General features: G+C 42.2%; 14 protein-coding genes. 5 read left to right on the top strand and 9 right to left on the bottom strand.

Going from position 1 to position 20866, the window contains the following annotated elements; genetic code table 11:
* Nucleotides 1–6 precede the first annotated feature (6 nt).
* Nucleotides 7–1611: an extracellular solute-binding protein gene (locus tag MHH46_RS11110; RefSeq protein WP_076193821.1), complete on the bottom strand. Its 1605-nt coding sequence runs from the start codon at nucleotides 1609–1611 to the stop codon at nucleotides 7–9.
* A 256-nt stretch (nucleotides 1612–1867) separates the two neighbouring features.
* On the opposite strand from MHH46_RS11110, the gene MHH46_RS11105 reads away from it, so the two are divergent.
* Nucleotides 1868–3592: a sensor histidine kinase gene (locus MHH46_RS11105; RefSeq protein WP_254847626.1), complete on the top strand. Its 1725-nt coding sequence runs from the start codon at nucleotides 1868–1870 to the stop codon at nucleotides 3590–3592.
* Nucleotides 3589–5217 carry a response regulator gene (locus MHH46_RS11100; protein ID WP_405132602.1) on the top strand — a complete coding sequence of 543 codons (1629 nt, stop codon included), beginning with the start codon at nucleotides 3589–3591 and terminating at the stop codon, nucleotides 5215–5217. The genes MHH46_RS11105 and MHH46_RS11100 overlap by 4 nt, the downstream gene beginning before the upstream one ends.
* A gap of 961 nt (nucleotides 5218–6178) precedes the next feature.
* Here the strand turns inward: MHH46_RS11100 and MHH46_RS11095 are convergent.
* A complete protein-coding gene (locus MHH46_RS11095; protein ID WP_076193817.1) occupies nucleotides 6179–7273 on the bottom strand; it encodes a glycosyltransferase family 2 protein in 1095 nt (364 codons plus the stop codon).
* Between the two features lie 181 nt (nucleotides 7274–7454).
* On the opposite strand from MHH46_RS11095, the gene MHH46_RS11090 reads away from it, so the two are divergent.
* Both MHH46_RS11090 and thiD read left to right on the top strand, forming a co-directional pair.
* Nucleotides 7455–8336, top strand: coding sequence for a DUF4850 domain-containing protein (locus MHH46_RS11090; protein ID WP_076193814.1), 882 nt, complete (start codon nucleotides 7455–7457; stop codon nucleotides 8334–8336).
* Nucleotides 8337–8467: 131 nt separating this feature from the next.
* Nucleotides 8468–9280, top strand: coding sequence for a bifunctional hydroxymethylpyrimidine kinase/phosphomethylpyrimidine kinase (thiD, locus tag MHH46_RS11085; RefSeq protein WP_038570000.1), 813 nt, complete (start codon nucleotides 8468–8470; stop codon nucleotides 9278–9280).
* 199 nt (nucleotides 9281–9479) lie between these two features.
* On the opposite strand, the gene MHH46_RS11080 is transcribed toward thiD, so the two are convergent.
* The 6 genes from MHH46_RS11080 to MHH46_RS11055 form a co-directional block, all read right to left on the bottom strand.
* Entirely contained in the window at nucleotides 9480–10823 is a 1344-nt protein-coding gene (locus tag MHH46_RS11080) for a glycoside hydrolase family 30 beta sandwich domain-containing protein (RefSeq protein ID WP_076193812.1), read from the bottom strand.
* Between the two features lie 63 nt (nucleotides 10824–10886).
* A complete protein-coding gene (locus tag MHH46_RS11075) occupies nucleotides 10887–12524 on the bottom strand; it encodes a sugar ABC transporter substrate-binding protein (protein ID WP_076193810.1) in 1638 nt (545 codons plus the stop codon).
* Between the two features lie 55 nt (nucleotides 12525–12579).
* Nucleotides 12580–13467 (bottom strand): carbohydrate ABC transporter permease, encoded by an 888-nt coding sequence (locus tag MHH46_RS11070; RefSeq protein ID WP_036689738.1) that lies wholly within the window; start codon nucleotides 13465–13467, stop codon nucleotides 12580–12582.
* Nucleotides 13468–13481: 14 nt separating this feature from the next.
* Nucleotides 13482–14423 carry a sugar ABC transporter permease gene (locus tag MHH46_RS11065; protein ID WP_036689816.1) on the bottom strand — a complete coding sequence of 314 codons (942 nt, stop codon included), beginning with the start codon at nucleotides 14421–14423 and terminating at the stop codon, nucleotides 13482–13484.
* 179 nt (nucleotides 14424–14602) lie between these two features.
* Nucleotides 14603–15610: a LacI family DNA-binding transcriptional regulator gene (locus tag MHH46_RS11060; RefSeq protein WP_036689737.1), complete on the bottom strand. Its 1008-nt coding sequence runs from the start codon at nucleotides 15608–15610 to the stop codon at nucleotides 14603–14605.
* 171 nt (nucleotides 15611–15781) lie between these two features.
* Entirely contained in the window at nucleotides 15782–16684 is a 903-nt protein-coding gene (locus tag MHH46_RS11055) for a transcriptional regulator (protein ID WP_076130581.1), read from the bottom strand.
* A 150-nt stretch (nucleotides 16685–16834) separates the two neighbouring features.
* Here MHH46_RS11055 and MHH46_RS11050 point away from each other — a divergent pair, with 150 nt between their 5' ends.
* Nucleotides 16835–18340: an alpha-N-arabinofuranosidase gene (locus MHH46_RS11050; RefSeq protein WP_076187265.1), complete on the top strand. Its 1506-nt coding sequence runs from the start codon at nucleotides 16835–16837 to the stop codon at nucleotides 18338–18340.
* Between the two features lie 72 nt (nucleotides 18341–18412).
* Here MHH46_RS11050 and MHH46_RS11045 read toward each other — a convergent pair whose 3' ends face one another.
* Entirely contained in the window at nucleotides 18413–20794 is a 2382-nt protein-coding gene (locus MHH46_RS11045) for an alpha-L-arabinofuranosidase C-terminal domain-containing protein (RefSeq protein WP_076193808.1), read from the bottom strand.
* Nucleotides 20795–20866: the final 72 nt, after the last annotated feature.

Raw genomic sequence — 20866 nt, 5'->3', positions numbered from 1 at the left:
AATAGGTTATTTCACGTTCATATAACGGCTGTAAGCATCCGTGCGAATCTTAACTAACTTTTCAAGTCCCATTTTATTAAGCTTGCTCACATAATCATCCCAGCCCTCGTCAATTCCGCCTTTGCTAATAAATTGCGCCCGCATAGTATTCACATAGCTGTCGATATCCGTAGTCAAGGTTGGCAGCTCCTCGAACTCCTCAGAAGTGTACATTACGTTAGGGAAAGGTGTGGTTACATATTCACTGCCCAGCTTATCCAGTTGCAGCTTCAGTCCATCTCCACTTTCAGGGTTCAGGACGATTTTCGATTCAAAGGATGGGCTCACATATTTCGGTCCAAAATCACGTAGCGATTGATCCCAATACCAAGCATCTGCGCTGGTTCCAGCTGGTGGATCCACCAATGTATAAGTGCTATCATCGTTTTTCTTAATAACCGTTCCAATCGCACCCCAGAAATTCTGAATGCTCGCTTCGTCAGTATAGAACTGATCTGCCCAACGTGCGGCAACCTCAGGATATTTGCAGGACGTGGTGATCAGCAGCTCATTACGGTTAAGATTCATCCCAATCGGATTCCCGATCGTATAACGTTTACCATCTGGTCCGGCAATCGGTGGAATCGTCACATATTGATCGCTCCATTTCCCAAACACGGCGTCTGGAGTCCATTGGTACGTAAAGCCTACGATTGGAGCATCCGGATTCTGGAACTTAGCCGATCTCATTGTATCGTCCTGAGTGAATACCTCTTTATCTAGCAAGCCTTCCGCATACAATTTATTTTCCCATTTGAGACCTTCTTTGAACTCCTCCGAAATAGGGAAATATATCGCTTTTCCGTCCTTGATGATCATATTATTGTTATTTAAATCGGCAATTCCGAAAGGACTAATCAAGTCATTACCAATTTCAATAAAAGGAATCTCATCTTGTTTTCCATTCCCATTCGGATCTTGTTCTTTAAAAGCTTTGAGCACGTTATAAAGCTCATCAATCGTTTCAGGCACCTTCAAGCCCAATTTGTCCAGCCAGGTCTTGTTAATCACAGGCTGACGTGAGCTTTTTGGACGTGCAGGAAGTCTTGTTGGCAGGGAGTAGATTTTTCCGTCAGGAAATGTGCTGATTTTTTTCATTTCTGGGGTTTCTTCCATAGCTGCTTTGAGATTAGGCATATTTTGCTCAATATAATCATCAAGCGGCCGGAAAAAGCTCAGATTATTTACGATATCGGCATCCCCAAAGGTTTGATCTCCCAAAACGATATCCGGAAGCGTGCCACTTGCCAGCATAATGGACTTCTGCTCACCCCAGTCATTGGAGGACATTACTTGCCAATCGATTTTGACATTCGTATTTTTCTCCAGATCCTTCAGCCATTGGTTTTGCGTAAAGGTGTCCCCCATACTCCCCCAACGGACAGTCAGCACTTTAAGTGTCACAGGCTCATTCACAATCGGCAAGCCTTCTTTGTTATAGCTGCTCGTTTCATTTGTCGCTGCATTATTCCCTTTGTTACCGCCGCAGCCAGCAATTCCAAATACCATCGCAGCCGCCAGCAGACCCACAGTCCATTTCTTTGCAGTTTTTTTCTTACTGTGTTGACTCATCTCTTAATCCCCCATTTCAATTTATCAAAATGCATCTGAATAGCTTTATAATAACTTCTTATTTTTTCGTATTCCGGACACATTAAGACGGTTATCCAGACCTTTGAATTCGCTTACAAAAAATACAAAAGCTAAATGCTCTACTTGGGGAGATTTAATAACAGTATCCCGACTTCTGTATGTGCTATCCGGACTTTGAGGGGAATCGATAGCGAGTTCTTATGTTTTTTTCACGCAGAGGTTTTATAATGACTTTATGATCAAAAAAACAGTGAAACACAAAACCTACCCCATTCGCCATTATATAAAAGTCATGATGTTGGTTTCATTCACAGTCCTTATTCTGGATTTAGGAATCAGCATCGCTTCCATTTCCATCGTTAAGCAGCAGTCCACTCGAAATTTGCAGGATACTGCGGCGCTTTACATCAATCGTATTAATCATGATTTTGCCTACATTAATCACTATATGGGCTGGACGCTTGGGAACGATGAGAGCTTACTAACGATGAATACTTACGGGGTCAACAGTATCGAGTTCTTAAAAGCAAATGATAATCTGTTCAAACGCTTTACCGAGCTGCAAAAAAACTACGGGCATGAGTATAACTTCTTCTACTATTTGAAAAATGAGACCTATTTTTTGAATTGTGCACCGATCAGCGTAAGCTATACGGATTACAGGGAGCTGAAAAAGAAGATTATTTCTTATATTGATGATAAGGAGATGTATGAGAAGTTTTATTCCAAATGGACGCCTATTCTTGTGAACAACCATTATTATGTAATTAATATCGTGCCCTATTACAATCGCTATTTAATTGGACTGATCTCCGCAGATAATCTGATCCGGCCGCTACGCCAAATTAATCTTGGCGCCAATGGTTATGTTTCTCTAGTAGATGAGAATGAACAGCCTTTAACCAGTCCGATCTCCAATAGCGGAACGTTAATAACGGAAAATGGGGGATTCGCTAATCTTTTGCAATCGCGTACAACCATCAACAGCGCATTCTCAGACACCACCTTCAGCACCAAAATGGTCATTAAATATGGCATATTCGAAAAAATCATGATTGCCCAGCTGCTTATTATGTTATTGTTCTTCATTGTGACCTCCACGTTATGCATTGTTCTGCTCTTTTTCAAAAAAAGAGTGTTAGGTCCGATTCAAAGCTTCTCCGATAACCTTGCCTTCATTAATGAGTCTGGGCAACCCGCAGATTTCAAAAGCAGTGAGATTATAGAGCTGGAACAGGCAAACACTCAGTTTAAAGGCTTGGTTGAACAAATCAAAACCTTTAAAATCGCTATGTACGAGCAGGAACTGGAGAAACAAAGAATACAGCTGGACTATATGAAGCTACAGATTAAACCACACTTTTTCTTAAACTGTCTGACTAGCATCTATAGCATGGCGCAAATTCATATGTATAAAGAAATTGAAAATATGACGTTGTCTACCTCTAAGTATTTCCGTTACATTTTTCAGAATGGCGAGAATTTTGTCCGGTTGGAGGATGAAATCGAGCATGTCCGAACCTACTTGGAGATTCAAAAGCAACGTTATCAGGACGCATTTATTTATTACATCGAACAAGAGGATCAGGCAGGCAGTGTGGAAATTCCACCGTTAGTGCTGCAAACCTTTATCGAAAATTCAATTAAATATGCGATTTCACGCGAACATGAAGCCGAGATCAGACTTACAGTACAACGATTACAGATGGAGCAGGAAGAAGAAATGCTCATTATCCAGCTCACCGATACCGGTCCCGGTTTTCCACCTCAGGTGTTAGAGAAACTTAATCTTGGAGAGCCCTTGGATCAAAGTAAAGGTACGCAAATCGGCATTATGAATACGCTTAAAAGACTAGAGTACCTATATTTAAAAAGAGCAACCGTCACCTTCTCCAATTTGGAGGGCGGCGGCGCTAGTGTAATCTTATATCTTCCGAAGCTTCCTAATAAATCTAAATGAATGGAGAGCAAACTATGAATGTACTGCTTGTTGATGATGACTTTTATGTTATTGCCGCATTGCAAAAGAAAATAGATTGGGAATCACTCCACATTGATACTGTTTATACGGCTAATAATGTCGCTCAAGCACGTGAAATAATAGAAAAGCATTCTGTTCAAATTCTGATTTCAGATATTGAAATGCCGCAGGGCAGCGGACTGGAATTACTGGCATGGATTCGCGAGGGAAATTATAGTATTCAGACTATTCTTCTTACCAATTATGCAGATTTCAACTATGCGCAGAAAGCAATCGAATTGCAGAGCTTTGAATATTTCCTCAAACCCATTGAATTTGACAAGCTGATGTTGATCATCCAAAAGGCGGTCACCCAAGCAAAAGAGCAGCAAAAAAACGAAAAAGCCATTCAGGGCGGTTACTTTTGGCAAAAAAATCAGGCGAAGATTCTTGAGCATTTTTGGCGGAAGCTAGTCAGTGGCAGTACATCATTTCCGATTAAGTTGGCAGACATCACACATGCCATTGAAGAACAAAACCTCTCCTATCAAATGAGCGATACTCTACAGCCTTTGATATTTAACTTATTCCCTTACAATGGCAGCATGGGAAAAGAAGAAAAGGATCTGTTTGATTTTGCCCTGCTAAATGTATTGTACGAATTGTTTCAGCACCCTTGTTTTACCATCGAAAGCATTCTGGAATATAGAGATTATAACTGGATCGCCATTTTAAAATGGAACCAGGCACCAGACACGCAACGGCTTGAAGCATTATGTTCTTCTTTTATTCAAAAGGCGAATCCTTATTTAAAATGTGATGTCTGCTGCAATATTGGCTTATACGATAAACTGAGTAATGTAGGGAATGTTCTAAAACAATCCCTGACTATGGATGAAGAAATTACGAGATGCAGAAATCAGACCTTTTTGGTGGAGGCTTATCTGCAGCAAAATAAACCGGGCTATACACCACCGGATCTTGCCTATTTGGAAGAGCTGCTGAACCAGAATAAATTCACTGCTTTTCTTGAAGAAGTTACACAATATTTAAAGGTCATGCTTAACAATAGAACACTTGAGACCTCTGTCCTTAGCTTGTTCCGTTTAGATGTAGTTCAGCTAGTCTATTCATTTCTCAATCTGAAAGGGATACGATCGCACAAATTATACTCTGGCAAAACTAATGATAAATTATCTATGCACTCTTTGGATTCAATCGAGGATATGGAAGAATATCTTAAATACCTTGTCACTACAGCCATGAAATATCGTGACTTTGCTGCCCAGCCTAAGTCCGTCGCAGAAGAAATCAAACAATACATTCATTCACATTACGGCGATGATCTGACCCGAAATGATTTGGCTGAAATTGTTTATCTCAATCCTGATTACCTGGCGAGGATATTCAAACGAGAAACTGGGGTTTCATTAGGAAGCTACGTCATCCACGTCCGAATCGCTGCTGCGAAACATCTATTAGAAACCACAAATATGTCTGTATATACCGTCGCGAACAAAGTCGGCTATAGCAACTACTCCTATTTCTCCAAGCTTTTCAAACAAGAGGTAGGTCTCCCTCCAAACGATTATAAAAAGGAACAACAATACAATCCAGCTTACTAAAAGAGGGTAACCAAGCATCTAGTTCATGGATGCTTGGTTACCCTCTTTGGGATATCTTCTGAATATTAATTACTGTCTACCTTTACTCCTACGCTGCCGGGAATCATTTACGCCGAACATTACTCTTACATCCAGTAACCCCCGCCCCACCCTCTCCCCTCTGATGCTTCCGGACCCAGATGACGCTATTTGCTCATTTATCGCCTTTTGAGCACAGTTTCGGACTCCAGTGCAACTATTCCTGAGATATTGCTCCAAATCGAGTGTGTTTCAGGTCGATAGCGACTATGCGGTCCGTTAGAATTCCAAATGTGCCATATAGCAGCGTTTAAGGTCAGCTGGGTCCGATAGCTACTTCGTACGCGGAAATTTGGAGCCAATCAGCGAAGCTTGACGGGGATCAAGGGAACAGCTCAACATCGCCAGTAACTATGCGCTTCACTCTTACACACAGTAATCATCCGCCACGCCTTTTCTCCTACACTACCGGGAATCTTACACCTCTTACCTTACTCTTACACCCGGTAATCATCCGCCACGCCTTTTCTCCTACACTACCGGAGTCATTTACGCCGAGCTTACTCTTACAACCAGTAACCACCCGGCCCACTCTCGCCTCAGGTGCTTCCGGACCCAGATGACGCTATTTGCCCATTTATCGCCTTTTGAGCACAGTTTCGGACTCCAGTGCAGCTATTCCTGAGATATTGCTCCAAATCGAGTGTGTTTCAGGTCAATAGCGACTATGCGGTCCGTTAGAATTCCAAATGTGCCATAAAGCAACGTTTAAGGTCAGCTGGGTCCGATAGCTACTTCCTACGCGGAAATCTGGAGCTAATTAGCGAAGCTTGCCGGGGATCACGGGAAGGTTCCCCACTGCCAGTAATCTTGCAAGCTCCAAAAAACGCATTAATGCCCCAGCAGTTATAATCAGAACGGCTGGGGCATCTCTTTTACTAAATTAAGCCTGAAGCGCTACATATTTATCGCCAAGCAGATTTTTAAAATAGGTGCGATTGTATAACATACTAGGATGGGATGGATAAAAACTCAACGCCGTTTCATTGTGATGATTCGCCTTCTCGTGTTGGCCGAGACGATCATAACAAAGTGCCAATTGAAGATGCGGCAGCCAGGTATAAAAGATCCCATTCTTCATCCCCATCGAATCGTTATCCCGCGGTAGCTGAATCGCTAGCTCATACCAGTATGCGGCTGGATGCAACTGGCCTTTTTCCAGCAGAAGTGCCCCCAGTCGGCAACAGAACTCTGACCGTGGTTTATCATACTGCAAGGTTTTACATAACGCTTCAAATGCACCGTCTTTATCCCCCAACCGTTCCCGGCATTCGGCAAGCTTTAGGCAAGCCTGGAAATTATCTTCAATCCAGCCCTGCCCACCCGCTAAGAAAATCTCATAGTATTTGCAAGCCTCTTCATTTATAGCATGATCCCTTAATTCATTCGCATAATAATACTGGTCTCTCGGCGAAAACACTTCACCCTGTGCAACTCGTTTTTGATAAATCCGCAAATTACGATCTGTGTATTCCTTATCTTTCTCATGTGTGATGCAGACATCACTACTAAAAGAAGGACCACTTACCTCTAAATACTCATGAACAGGCCCAATCCATTGAAAGTTGCAGCTGCGCCGAACCAGCCTGTTGCGGCGTAAACTAGCTGTGACATTTCCCGCTTCGTCAAAAGCCAGATTATATTGCATGTTCACACTGTGAATATGTCCGGGCAGGATTTCTTTTAGTTTTTTAAAAAGAATCTGATCCTCTTCCTTTATATAATCATCCGCATCAAGCCACAAAATGTACTCCTGAGTAGCTTTGCTAAAGGCAAAATTACGTGCGGCACTAAAATTATCAATCCATTCAAAATCATAAATTACAGCTCCGAAGGACAACGCAATCTCTTTTGTTTTATCCGTCGAGCCTGTATCCACGATAACAATTTCATCTACGAGACTTGCAATGGTAGACAAACATCGGTGCAAGCTTTTTTCTTCATTTCGCACTATCATACATAAACTAATCGTAACCATACTCGCCCTCCTACACGCTTTGTTTGAAATTCTTTCTATATTGATATGCAGGGTTTAAGAAACGGACTCCCTCTCTATCCCGCCCGATCATGAAGAACTTCAGAAATATAAAGGTTATGTAAGAAACTTTCCACTCCATTCTTAGGTCTATATAAGTAAGATCAAAGGAGGTACAACATATATGAAATCCAAACGAAGAGGTGTTAGAAACGGCTGGATCTTAACTTCAATATTATGCGTCGTAATTGTACTAGTGCTGCTGGTTGGATATAAAGGGCTCGACTGGGGTACACCTACCACACCACCTACATCCACCAACGCACAAACTAATAATGAAGCAGATAACAAACCCAGCTCCACTCAAGAAATGATCGAATTTCCTAGCAGTGATCCCGATAATGGGCAGGTCATCATTCCACTGCACACTACGCTCGCGCAGCTAAATATTGATAGTGGCAGCGAATATGTAAATACAGAAATCCCCCCCATACCTGAAATGACCTTTGCTTTATCTCAAGACATGAAAAACCAAGTAGAAGCAACGCTGGTCTACCGCCCTGATATCGGTGGAGGTTATCTTCTACTCGCTCCTGCCGGATGGCAGGCTACCGCGGTTGTCGGCGCTAACGGTTCTTATGGAGTTACCTTTCAGGATCCGAACCATCCGGAACAAAACATGCACTATTCAGATACGGCTTGGACTTGTATAGGCTGTGCCATCACTGCAATCGGAGCCTATTTCCCGGAAAAAGCCGAATGGGCTGACGCGCTGGGATTTACCATTAATAATCCGCTTAAGTTTAGCGAGCAGCATATTTTAGGTACTGCCGGAGCTGAAGCAAGAACGGTCAGATATACGCTTCAAGCAGACGCGAATGGCTATCAGGATGAGGGTGCTGCCTATTACGATAAGGGAGAATGGGGTTATTTATTCCGCAGTATCGGAATACATCAAGCTCAAACATCCCCACAGCAGGAAGTAGTGGAGACCCTCATGAAGTTCTTTACAGATAATCATGGACCGCTCTTCATTGCTGACCCAAACGCAGAGAAGCTGGACTAAGGGCGGGAATTTTTAGAGGAAGGTATTTTCAACCTTACTCTTGCTTTTAGAAAGACGTAGGTGCTATTTTTTGTTATAATCAATGCAATGCGTTGTTTATGAATTCAGACATATATAAAGGGGACGTAACCATGACTCAAATTATTAAAACTCTAACTATTGCAGGCAGCGACTCCAGTGGTGGCGCAGGCATCCAAGCGGATCTAAAAACATTTGAAGAGTATGGTACCTACGGCTTTAGTGCCTTGACCACTATCGTTACTATGGACCCGGACAACGGCTGGCACCATAATGTTTATCCAATTGATGCCTCCATTGTTGCTGAGCAGTTAAAAACTATTTTCGCTGGTGGCCCGGTTAATGCCATGAAGACAGGTATGCTTGGAAGTGTTGAAATTGTGCGCGTTGCAGAGCAAGCGATCAAAGAAAATCTTCAGACTAATGTAGTTATTGATCCAGTTATGGTGTGCAAGGGTGAAGATGAAGTCTTGAACCCTGACAGCGCTGAGGCTATTCGTGACTTATTGCTACCACTAGCAACTGTGGTCACCCCAAACTTGTTTGAAGCAGGTGTTCTTTCAGGTCTTGGCAAACTTACTACCCTTGAGGAAATGAAAGAAGCTGCCCGTCTGATTCATAAGCTCGGTGCACGTAATGTCGTGGTTAAAGGCGGCAAAGCCCTCGGCGGCGATCAAGCGATTGATATCTTCTTCGACGGTTCTGAGTACACTGTATTCCAAACAGCCAAAATCGAACCCGCTCACAATCATGGAGCTGGATGTACTTTTGCCGCAGCAATTACAGGTGGTCTAGCTAATGGCTTAACGGTTCATGAAGCTGTTGCAAAAGCTAAAGATTTTGTCTCCGCAGCCATTCGTAATGGATTTGCGTTTAATGAATATGTGGGTCCTGTATTTCACGGTGGTTACCGTTTAGAACGTTAGAACTCGCAATCCAATTACACAAAAAATAAATGGCAGTCCAGACGCTGAACTTCAGCTCTGGACTGCCATTTTTATTTACTATTATAGAAAATCCGTAAATTCAAAACTAAGCTTACCGAACATAGATTTTTTATACGATTATTTTCATAAAAAAAGCACCCGAATCAAGATTCGAGTGCTTCTGAGCTACGTCCTCTAATTATTTTATCAGAATGGATAAAGCACTTTTTGATGCCAAACGGAAAGATAATTCATCCGCTCCCGGCAAGTTCAAAGCCACATTCTCAGCCTTTTCACTATCGTTAAACAGAACAACTGCAATAGAGTTATCTGTATTCTTAAAAGCTACGGAACGAATCACTTCTTGATCGGTTGAAGCGTCAATGCGCACAGCCTTCGGACGAATAATTTTACTGAAATGGGCAAGCGCATAATAGTCGAGCGTATACGTAAGCTCCTTGGTCTCTTGGTTAACTGTCACAACACCACGACAAGTACTTTTGCCAAAACCCGGTACGGTTGGGCCGTTCTTTTCATCTAAGGCCATATTCCATAACACAAAGGATTTACTATGATTTCTAAGAATATCAATCCCTGTTCTCATTACATTGGAGAAGGCTTGTTCAAACGGAGGAATCCATTCTCCACCAGAACCTTCTGTAAAATGCACTTCTTTATCAGCAAAAGCTTTCAGAACCTCTGATTGCGCTGACGCATTGCCACCATACCAGTGCCAAGCTACACCATCCACTTCATCTTTTGCATAATCGAGCACGGTTAACGGATAATCTGGACGATCCCAGTTGTGGTCGTAGCAGAGAATTTTTGTAGCGATGTTATGCTTAACAAAGCTCGGCTTCAGGTAGTTTTTAATGAAATCTTTTTGCGCCTCAGGCAACATTAACATACTAGGGTAGTGTTTGGGTTCAAATAAAGGCTCGTTCTGTGGTGTTACAGCATAAGTTGGCAATCCGTGCCCTTCAAAAGCTTGAATATATCGAACAAAATAATCGGCATAAGCCTGATAATATTCTTGTTTAAGTTCTCCAGCAATCATCGATCCGCTAGTCTTCATCCAACCTGGTGCACTCCATGGAGAAGCCATCAGTTTGATCTCAGGGTTAATTTCCAGAGCTTGTTGCAACAAAGGGATAATGTCTGCTTCATCATGTGCGATAGAGAAGTGGGTTAATTCCGTATCCGTTTCCTGTGCAGGTCTATCATCATAGCTATAAATATCTCTAGCATAATCCGATGCCCCCATTGGATTTCTTAATACGGACAAACCAATTCCATCTTGTGCGTCAAAAAGCTTGCTCATGACTTCCTTTTTCTGTTCGTTGTCCAGGACTTGATTAATCAAATAAGCGGATGAATCCGTAAAGGATGCTCCAAAGCCATCCATTTCCTGAAAGGTTTGATTCTCGTCAATAGTTACAGTAGTGGTCGCCTCTGCGTCAGCAATTGGAGTTAATTGTTGCAGACTTTGCTCTACAAACAATGTATTCTCCCCGGTGGATTGATAAATTTTAAGCTCTGGCATGTTGTTTCCCTCCATCTTTCTATGAAGAGGCCCCAGTGAAGGGGCCACATTCTATTATCTAACTTATTTAAGGCCTAATTTTTCTTTGTTGTTTTTCATTTTTTCAGAACGAACTTCTACAATCTTATCCCAGTTGTTATCATTCAAAAATGTTTTGTAAGCAGCCAAGGTGCTGTCGAATGTAGCATCGTCTTTAGCGCGGATCATACTTACAAGCGTAGTGTTCCAAGTAGTATCAATTGCAGTAAGACTGCGAGCTTCAGGCGTTCCTTGAGCCGGGTTAATATTTTCAAGAATAAAGTGTGGTTTTAGCTTTCCTTTGCCCCACTCTTGCATTTGTTTAATGGAATCTGCGAATGCGTCATTACTCAGCGCTTTATCACGGTCATGTCCAAAGAACATAAATTCGCCCATCCGGTAATCTTTTTTGAATTTATCGGCATTATTTAATTGCAGGTCTTTGATTTCAGGCAAGAATTCAATTTTACCGCTGTCATTAACTTTATAGGTCTCTCCTTCAATACCGTAGTTCATGAGCTTTTGTCCTTCGTCGCTGAGCAAATAAGTGTAAATTTGAATCGCTTTTGCAGGATCCTTAGCCTTTTTAGTAACATAGCTAATCATCCAACCTGTAATTCCGGATTGATTCAACGTTGGTTCATGTCCAACAGTACTTTGTGGGCCATCAATAGCGATATATTCCTTGCCTGGATTTTCTGTCATGAAGATTTGCAGGTTACCACTTTGTTGAGGGGTTCCATCCAAAAGTATTGTTGCATATTTACCAGATTTCACTTTTTCTTCAAAGGCAGTACCGTCATCAGCAAAACTGTCATCACTGATATCACCATTTCTGTAGACTTCATTTAACGTTTTCAACCAAGTCAAGTAATCCTCATCCAGGTTACGGTTGTAGAATTCGCCATTTTCAGTTTCCATCGGCACTCCGATGAAGTCCTCCAATACATCTCCCAAAGAACCAGTGCCTGAACCAATGGAGTTAAAACCAAAAGGAATCATGTCCGGGAATTGTTTTTTGATTTGTTGCATAACGCTCTTGAATTCCTCAGGAGTTCCAAAGCTTGGTTTTCCAATGGCTTCGTAAACATCCTTGCGGATGACAAAGGCTGTTTTAGCAGGGATGTTACCGCTATCATAATCGTTTTGCGTATTGGAATAGTTAGGGTATCCATAGGTCTTGCCATCTGCTAACTGGAACCAGTTTATCGTATCTTTTTCTGCAACTTTATTGAAATACGGATCATATTTATCTGCCAGATCATTTAAAGGCAATGCCCATGTAGCAGCTTTTTGTACGACTGGAGAGTTGGAATCAAAAATAGTCAACAGATCTGGCATTTCACCGCCGGCAAAAATCGTATTCAGCTTAGTGTCATCGCCTGTAATGAATTTAATGTTGATGTTTAAATCCTCTTTAATTTTCTTGGTGACAAGGTCTTTTCCGAAATCAGTATTCCACCAGTCTGCATTCACGTACCAAGTCAGATCTGTTGTCTCTTTTTTTGTATCCAGCTTCCATGCCGGTGTTTCCGGATCTATAGTATAACGGCCTTCAATGGAGCTTAACTCTTTACTGGAGCTGTCAGAATTACCTTTCGATCCACAACCTGTAAATACTAATACAACAGCCATAAGTGCCGTACAAAGTTTGAGTCCTTTTTTCCCAAATGCTTTGTTCATCTTTTATTTCCCCCTAAAATGTTTTGTAAGCATTCACTACTTGGAGATTTACTTACTATTCCTTCACCGCCCCCATCATCATGCCTGAGATAAAGTACCTCTGTAATATTGGATACATCACAACAATCGGCAAAGTTGTAATGACAATTGTTGCTAGTTGAACCCCTTTAGTCGTAGTTTCGATAATCGCAGATCCACCAACATTTTGCATGGATTGTGTTTGCGACTGAACAATGATTTCATAGAGCTTCATCTGCAGCGGGTAGAGCGATTGATCGGTAATATATAACTTGGTAGTCATAAAGTCGTTCCACTGCCCAACCCCGTTAAATAACGCAATGGTGGCCATAGCCGGCATGGAAAGAGGGATAAAGATTTTTAGGAAAATGCGCCAGTCACCTGCACCATCAATTTTGGCTGACTCTTCAAGTGAATCCGGTACATTTCTGAAGAAGTTCATTAGAATAACTACATCATAATAACTGAACAAGGCCGGGATAATATAAACCCAGAAGCTGTTTAAGAGGCCTAATGATTTAATCAATAAATACGTAGGGATCATTCCACCAGAGAAAAACATAGTGATTACACCCATGGCAACATACAGCTTACGTCCACGTATGTATTTCTTACTCAAGCCATAACCGATCATGGCACAAAAGAATACGTGGGTAATGACACCAATGAATGTTTTGGCAAGCGATACTACGAATGCTAAACCAATGGTCTCATCTTGAAATACAGCACGATAATTTTCCAAAGAGAACTCTGGAGACCAAAATATGAATCCGCCTTCCGCAAGCGCCTTGCCCGAACTTAAAGAGGATATGACTACATTCCATAAAGGAACGACAATAATGATTGTACAAATACAGAGCAGGATAATATTTAAGGTATTAAAGATTCGACTATCGAGATCTTCTTTAGCCACCGTACGATTCACAGAAATGCCTCCTTCTACAGAACTGATTGATTATCATTTAATTTACTGGATACTTTGTTGGCGCTAATCAGTAGGATGACTGAAACGATGGAGACACCTAAACCAACAGCAGTAGCATAAGAGAAGTCACCTTGCGTCATACCCATACGATACACATAAGAATTAATGACCTCCGCCTTAACGCGGTTCTGAGAATTCATCAATACCAGGGTTTGGTCCAGATTTGATCCTAATAAACCGCTTACAGTGAGAATCAGATTTAAACTGATAATCGGTTTCATGTTAGGAAGCGTGATATTCCAAATTTGTCTCATACGGCTTGCGCCATCTATTTTGGCAGCCTCATAATAAGTAGGATCAATTTTCGACATAATGGCTAAGTAGAGAATCGTTCCCCAACCAGCCTCTTTCCAAATATCGGATAACGTTGCAATCCACCAGTATTTATTCGCATCAAGCAAAATATTTACCGGTTTCGAAATCAGTCCCAAACTGAGCATAATCTCATTAAACATACCGGATGAGGAAAACCAGGCAATCAGCATCCCGCCGAGAACGATCCAGGACAAAAAGTGTGGTAAATAAGAGATGGTTTGCACTATCTTTTTAAAACGTCCACCACTTAATTCGTAAATCATAACGGATAAAATAATAGGAATAACAAACCCTATGGCTAATTTCAGAAAGCTGATCCCTAATGTATTGACTACAGCGTCCCAAAAATATTTATCAGATAAAATAATTCTGAAATTATCGAGCCCTACCCAAGGTGCAGAATCGAGCGTATCAATTACGGTGTAGCTTTTAAAAGCAATCGTCAATCCGTAAATCGGAATAAAACAAAAGATAATCATAAAAATAATTCCCGGGATGACCATGGATTGAATTTCCCATTGTCTCTTATAATCAATTACAAATTCTTTGACCCTCTGCCCCATAGGCTTTTTCCCGCTCATTGGATTCTTTCCGTTTGTTGGCACTACGGCTAATTTATCCACTTTTTCTTCTCCCCTCCGAATCATGATCCCCAAACAATAAAAACGTTTTTATTTTTTCGAAAAAAAAACCCTCCCAAAACAACAAAATTTTAAAAAATGATCGGGTGAAACCTTGAACCCATTACATATATGTGTTCTTACCGACCAATCTTTACTTGACTAGAACCTCTTACAACTAATTCACCCGCCAATTTCATCATCTCGCCCTGTTCCTTCTTCTGAATCATACGAACGAGGTGATTAATGGCCAAAATACCTTGTCTAGCAATTTGATTTCTTACAGTAGTTAAAGGCGGTGAGAAATATTGCGCAATATCAATATCATCAAACCCCATAACACTAACATCTAGCGGAACTTCGTATCCATGCGATTTCAAAGCTTGAATACATCCAATTGCACTCAAGTCGTTCCCTGCTAAGAAGGCATCAGGTATTTTATCAGGACTATAGTGAAGAAAAGATTTTATAGCGTTGTAAGTGCTTTCTTCTTCAAAATATCCTTGTATAATATACTCTTCATGCGTGGGTAGCTGATACTGACGCAAAGCAGCTAAGTATCCTTCTCTCCGCTGAACACTGTCGTACATCTCATCCACACCAGATATGTAAGCAATCTTTTTATGCCCTAGACTGATTAAATATTTGGTCGCTTCAAACCCCGCTTCAAAGGAATCAAATATCACGCTTCCCATCGTGTCGTTCTTAAGCGGCCGATCCAGAAATACAGCCTTGATCTTGTCTTTCACCATTGCAGCAATTTCTTCTTCGTCTATTCTCAGCTCTTCGTAGATAATGACACCATCCACTCGCCGGCCTAGAATATTGCTCATAATCACTTGTTTATCCTTGGTAACAAATACATTCAGCCCGTAACCTAGCCGATCACATTCACGCGACATGGACTCAACCAGCTTATAGAAGTATGGACCCGACACACTTGTTGTGAAAAAACCCAGCATTTTGGTTTTCCCATTCCTAAGGAGCTTACCGTTCAGGTTAGGAACATAATTTAATCGCTTCGCAACCTTAAGAACATGTGATTTCGTCTCCGGGTTCAATACATCTACGTCATTTAGCGCGTTGGAAACCGTAGAAATGGAGACTCCAGCCTCTCTGGCAACATCTTTGATCGTTACCTTTTCCATAATGATTCAATCTTCCTTTACGAATAAAAACGTTTTTATAGATTTAAATTAACATAAAAACGTTTTCATTACAATATATTTTTTATTTTTATTTTATCAGAGGTAATAATTGGTACACAAGCTTAAATTTTCTACAGAATCTTATAAAACACCTCTTCTGCAAACTCGAAATCATTCATAATACACTCTAAACATAATGTCTTGCTCGTAATTCCCAAACCCACGGCCATATATGGTTAGTCCCCCTCTTCTCCGTCCGCTATTCTCTGCCGTTAAACGAAAGGTCCACTGATCCTGCTCTACTCGTACATCCTCCAAGGTAATATCTGAGATTTGCTGGCCATCTACAAAGGTTCCACCTGTATTAATCCGCAGAACCTTCAGCAAACCATATTGGTTAACATCCGAACGCCACCAAATGGGATTTAATCGTCCTCTAGTGAGGCCAAAGTCGCCCGGACTGGTCCATTTTCCTAAATCCTGACCATTCATCATAAAGCCAATATCCGACGGCCACTTCTCATTTACATGTGGAGCTTCGGAACCTATTTCTAGCGAAATCTCAATTTCCTGCACCACTTGATCTTGAAATAGATAATTTGGAATCTTGTACTCGATAGAACCTTTCGCAAACCATACAATGCCGGCATTCACCCGTTCCGGGTCCAGAAAATAACGTGGATCATCATAATAGCCGATCAGCTTCTCAGTAGTAGCAATCCCGCAGGTAGGTAAAGCCTGAATATCGGTATATTGCCCTACAGGGATAGACACCTCAACCACCTTTCTGGCAACTCCACGGGAGCCCGATAATTTAATCTGCAGGTAATTCGCAGACAAAGAACAATATTTATAGGTCCCTCCATTTACTCGTCTCATTTTAGAACTGATCAGGCCTGCTTTTTGCAGCTTTGCTACATGAGTACTGACAATTGCACTACTAAGGTAGAGCTCCGCTGCCAGCTCTTTGATGTGCATCTCTCTGCGGTCCAGAAGTTCAATAATTCGCAGCCTAACTTCACTTGCCAGCGCTTCATACACCTGCAAGGATTCAGAATCTGTGGTTAAGTACATTTCAACGTCTCCAATGCTTATTGAATTAGTATTTTAACGAATCCTAAATTAATTCATTGCTTATTATAAGCTAAAATCAGTATCATGTAATCATAAAACAATTACTTAATTAGTGAAATCATTAATTCAACTAGAGGGAGCTGTACACTCATGCCGATTAAATCGACAATGATTATTGACAAAGATTTCAGACTAGCTGAAGTAGACCCGCGGATTTACGGCTCATTTATCGAACATTTAGGAAGAGCAGTTTACGGTGGCATTTATGACCCGGGTCACCCTACTGCGGATCAGAATGGTTTTCGGAACGATGCCATCGAAGCTATTCGTGCCTTAAACGTTCCTATCATCCGTTATCCTGGAGGCAACTTTGTATCCGGTTACAATTGGGAAGATGGGGTTGGACCCAAGCACGAACGCAAGCAATCTCTTGAATTAGCTTGGTGGACCACGGAAACCAATCAAGTGGGTACCAACGAATTTGCAGATTGGGCTAAGCTCGTAGGCAGCGAAGTCATGATGGCAGTTAACCTTGGAACACGCGGCATCGATGCAGCTAGAAATCTAGTAGAGTACTGCAATCATCCTTCCGGCTCCTACTACAGTGACCTGCGGATCTCTCATGGGTATAAAGAGCCTCACGCTTTTAAGACCTGGTGCCTCGGAAATGAAATGGATGGTCCGTGGCAGATTGGAGCTAAAACCGCGGTCGAATATGGACGGTTAGCGAACGAAACTGCAAAAGCTATGCGCTGGGTCGATCCAACGCTTGAGCTTGTGGCTTGTGGCAGCTCCGGCAGCGGCATGGACACTTTTGCCGAGTGGGAAGCTACCGTGCTTGATCTTTCTTATGATAATGTGGACTATTTATCACTGCATACGTACTACAATAACAACAATGACGACACGCCTAACTTCCTAGCCCGCTCTATGGATTTGGATCATTTCATCAGCAGTGTGGCTGCCACCTGTGATTATGTTCAAGCGAAGAAAAAGAGCAAAAAGAAAATTAATCTGTCGCTCGATGAATGGAATGTATGGAAATCACAAGGCAGCAGCCGTGCCGAACAACATTGGCAGATCGCACCGCCAGAATTCGAAGATGTGTACACTCTTGAAGATGCACTTGTTGTGGGCTGCTGTCTTATTTCATTGTTGAAGCATGCTGATCGTGTGAAAATGGCCTGCTTAGCGCAGCTGATCAATGTAATCGCCCCAATTATGACTGAAAATGGCGGACCGCTTTGGCTGCAGACTACTTATTATCCGTACCTGCATGCTTCCCTTTATGGTCGTGGAACCGTACTTCACCCGCTGATTTCCAGCCCTAAATACGATTCCAAAGATTTCACTGATGTGCCTTACTTGGAAGCCATTAGTGTATACAACGAAGAGCTGAATGAAGTAACCGTCTTCGCTGTAAACCGCCATTTATCCGAAGGACTAGAGCTCGACGTGGATCTGCGCAGCTTCAGTTCCGTAAACATTATTGAACATATTGTACTGGAACATGAAGATATAAAAGCTGTAAATACCAAATCCAATCCTCATAACGTGATGCCTAGCCAAGGCAAAGCCGTTGTTGAGAGTGGACATGTAAAAGCCCTTCTCGCAAAAGCTTCCTGGAATGTGATTCGTCTGCGGGTGAACGGCTAAGCTAACTTGTAATAGTCATAGAAATGCCCCCATGAATCTTTAATAAGCCATCGATTCATGGGGGCGTCTTCGTTATTTTATTCTGAAAATTGTCACGGATTGCTTCGGAAACTCATAACTAAAGCTGCTTCCTTCTGTCTTAAAGCTGGTTTGTTTCGGAGAGACCTGCTGCTTATTCTCGAAGTTATTTTCGTCCTCAAGCGGGTATCCCGACATTTCATAGACTTCGATGGTCAGTGCTTCTTTTGCCAAAGATTCCAGTACAACCTCAGCAGAAACGCTGTTCTCTTGTACGTTTACAGTCTTGAGGATAATATCCCCCGTTAAATCTTCCACACTTGCCGTGTAATACAGCGGTTCGATGACCGGAAGTTTATCTTCTGTCTCATTCACCAGTTCTCCGTTAATAAAAGTACGGATCTGTCTGCCCACTACTTCTAGCTTAAGATCGTATTCTACATCTGTTTCAACCGTAAACATAGCATGCGTCAGAACAGAATTTCTTCCGTTGATAATTGAGGCCACAATCGAATCCTGATTCTGCCAGCCACCCAGCTCCCAGTACAAATGATTCTGATCATCCGCTTTACCAAAATAGAAGATAAACCCTTTATTTCCTGCGGTTCGTCTAGCCTTAAAATGCAAAGTATAGTTTTCCCACTCTGTCTCACCAAGCTCTAGTGTCCGATTAGCCGTTTTGTTCTGAGCAGGGTCAGGCAGATTTGAAACTTCCTCTGATAAGTCAGAATACGTCTTCACTTCTCCCGTAAGATTGTTGACTAAGGTGATCTCGGAGAAACGAGCAGCAGAGGCATCCACACCGAAACTGACGGCTCCAGTGATCGCTTCCTTTCTGCTTTCCTTCGGTGCCGTGAAGCCATCTGCTTCCATCTTCAGCAAATGATCTCCCTGATGGTTCATAAATAGCTTTTGCACATAATAGTTTGCCGTTCCGTACACTTCATGATTATTGAACCAGATCATATCCGGCTTCCAGTTAATATAATCCACATTGCAGAGCATTGGAGCATAACAAGCTAAGCCAACGGCATGCGCATTATTTTGCAGACCTGTCATAAATGCTGCTTCCACCAATGCATTGTAATAGGTATTGCCCCATGAAGCATATTCACCGAGGAATACCTTTGGCTCATCGGCTTTGAAGTCATCATAACGATGATGATTAGCCAGGAACCATTCAGGTGTACAGTAATAATGCTCGTCTACGAGGTCAGACTTGTTCTCTTTTGCCGACGTCCAGCCCCGTTCATATTCCTGGCCGGCAGAGAACGGACCGCTAGAGTTAATGACCTTGATTTCCGGATATTTTGCTTTGATGGCTTGATGAAAGTAAGGATATCTCTCGAAAAAGGGTGCACCTACCTCTTCATTCCCAATGCCGACATACTCCAGCCCAAAAGGCTCAGGGTGACCCAGTTCTGCACGAATGCCTCCCCACTTCGTGGAAGAATCCCCCTTGGCGAATTCAATTAAATCCAAAGCATCCTCAATCCAAGGCGTTAATTCATCCAGCGGTACCATCCGTTTATGATGCGGGTCGTAGCCGCCCGGAAGAACGGGGATCGGCTTAGCTCCAATATCCTCACAGAACTGAAAATATTCATAATAACCTAACCCAAGCGTCTGATTATATGACCAGTTATTGCGTCTTGCCGGTCTTTGTGCAACATCCCCAATCGTATTCTTCCATCTGTACATGGAGTCTCTGTCATCTGGATCCAAGGAACCGTCATGCACCAGACATCCTCCTGGGAACCGCATAAATTTAGGTTTTAAATCAGCGAGCAGCAGCGAAATATCTTCACGCATGCCTCCGGGTCTATTCTTAAAGGTCTTCTCAGGAAACAGGGAAACCATATCCAGATATACCTTCCCGTTACCTTTGGTAACGATTACAAGACGACTGCTTGTGTCCGTGCTATTAGCTGTAATAACGGCTTCATATCGGGTCCATTCAGAGCTGCTTACGGCTATTTTCGCTTCACCAAGAATGGTGCCGTCTGTGCTTTCGATGTTTACGGTAAGCGGCACATCAAAGCTTGTCTCCCGGCGGGCATACACTGAGAAGTTATAATTCTCGCCTTCTTTTACCGGAATACCACTGTTAAAGCCTAGATTCATCAGGCCAACGCCGTCACCTTCAGCCACAATATCGATGGCAACATAATGTTGGTTACGATCATTTAAGGGCTTGCTGTCTTCTACAGAGATATTTACCTTTCCATCTCCACGTTCTACAGGCTCCCAAGCCATCAGCGCATGATAATCTGCCCGGTCAATCGGGTCGAATTCAAAAGATCGGTTCTGAACTAGTTCAGCGTAAAGCCCACCATCGGCCGCATGATTCAAATCCTCGAAAAAGATACCGAATAGATCGCCTAACTCCGCCCCCCGCTGCTGCGTATGTATCGTCAATTTTCCTTCTGTCTTCATTCTTTTGTCTTCCTCCTTGTGAATCCAAATTTAATTTATATTTATATTACTTAGTTCATATCAATATAAATC

Source organism: Paenibacillus sp. FSL H8-0175, from assembly GCF_045040615.1.
Lineage (GTDB): Bacteria > Bacillota > Bacilli > Paenibacillales > Paenibacillaceae > Paenibacillus_AQ > Paenibacillus_AQ odorifer.
The sequence above is the reverse complement of the archived record's forward strand: the minus strand, read 5'-3'. Positions and strand labels throughout refer to the sequence as shown.

What these genes read in the sequence shown, in the direction of transcription:
- MHH46_RS11110 (WP_076193821.1), bottom strand. Translation starts at nt 1,611, where the DNA reads ATGAGTCAACACAGTAAGAAAAAAACTGCAAAGAAATGGACTGTGGGT.
- MHH46_RS11105 (WP_254847626.1), top strand. Translation starts at nt 1,868, where the DNA reads ATGATCAAAAAAACAGTGAAACACAAAACCTACCCCATTCGCCATTAT.
- MHH46_RS11100 (WP_405132602.1), top strand. Translation starts at nt 3,589, where the DNA reads ATGAATGGAGAGCAAACTATGAATGTACTGCTTGTTGATGATGACTTT.
- MHH46_RS11095 (WP_076193817.1), bottom strand. Translation starts at nt 7,273, where the DNA reads ATGGTTACGATTAGTTTATGTATGATAGTGCGAAATGAAGAAAAAAGC.
- MHH46_RS11090 (WP_076193814.1), top strand. Translation starts at nt 7,455, where the DNA reads ATGAAATCCAAACGAAGAGGTGTTAGAAACGGCTGGATCTTAACTTCA.
- thiD (WP_038570000.1), top strand. Translation starts at nt 8,468, where the DNA reads ATGACTCAAATTATTAAAACTCTAACTATTGCAGGCAGCGACTCCAGT.
- MHH46_RS11080 (WP_076193812.1), bottom strand. Translation starts at nt 10,823, where the DNA reads ATGCCAGAGCTTAAAATTTATCAATCCACCGGGGAGAATACATTGTTT.
- MHH46_RS11075 (WP_076193810.1), bottom strand. Translation starts at nt 12,524, where the DNA reads ATGAACAAAGCATTTGGGAAAAAAGGACTCAAACTTTGTACGGCACTT.
- MHH46_RS11065 (WP_036689816.1), bottom strand. Translation starts at nt 14,423, where the DNA reads ATGAGCGGGAAAAAGCCTATGGGGCAGAGGGTCAAAGAATTTGTAATT.
- MHH46_RS11060 (WP_036689737.1), bottom strand. Translation starts at nt 15,610, where the DNA reads ATGGAAAAGGTAACGATCAAAGATGTTGCCAGAGAGGCTGGAGTCTCC.
- MHH46_RS11055 (WP_076130581.1), bottom strand. Translation starts at nt 16,684, where the DNA reads ATGTACTTAACCACAGATTCTGAATCCTTGCAGGTGTATGAAGCGCTG.
- MHH46_RS11050 (WP_076187265.1), top strand. Translation starts at nt 16,835, where the DNA reads ATGCCGATTAAATCGACAATGATTATTGACAAAGATTTCAGACTAGCT.
- MHH46_RS11045 (WP_076193808.1), bottom strand. Translation starts at nt 20,794, where the DNA reads ATGAAGACAGAAGGAAAATTGACGATACATACGCAGCAGCGGGGGGCG.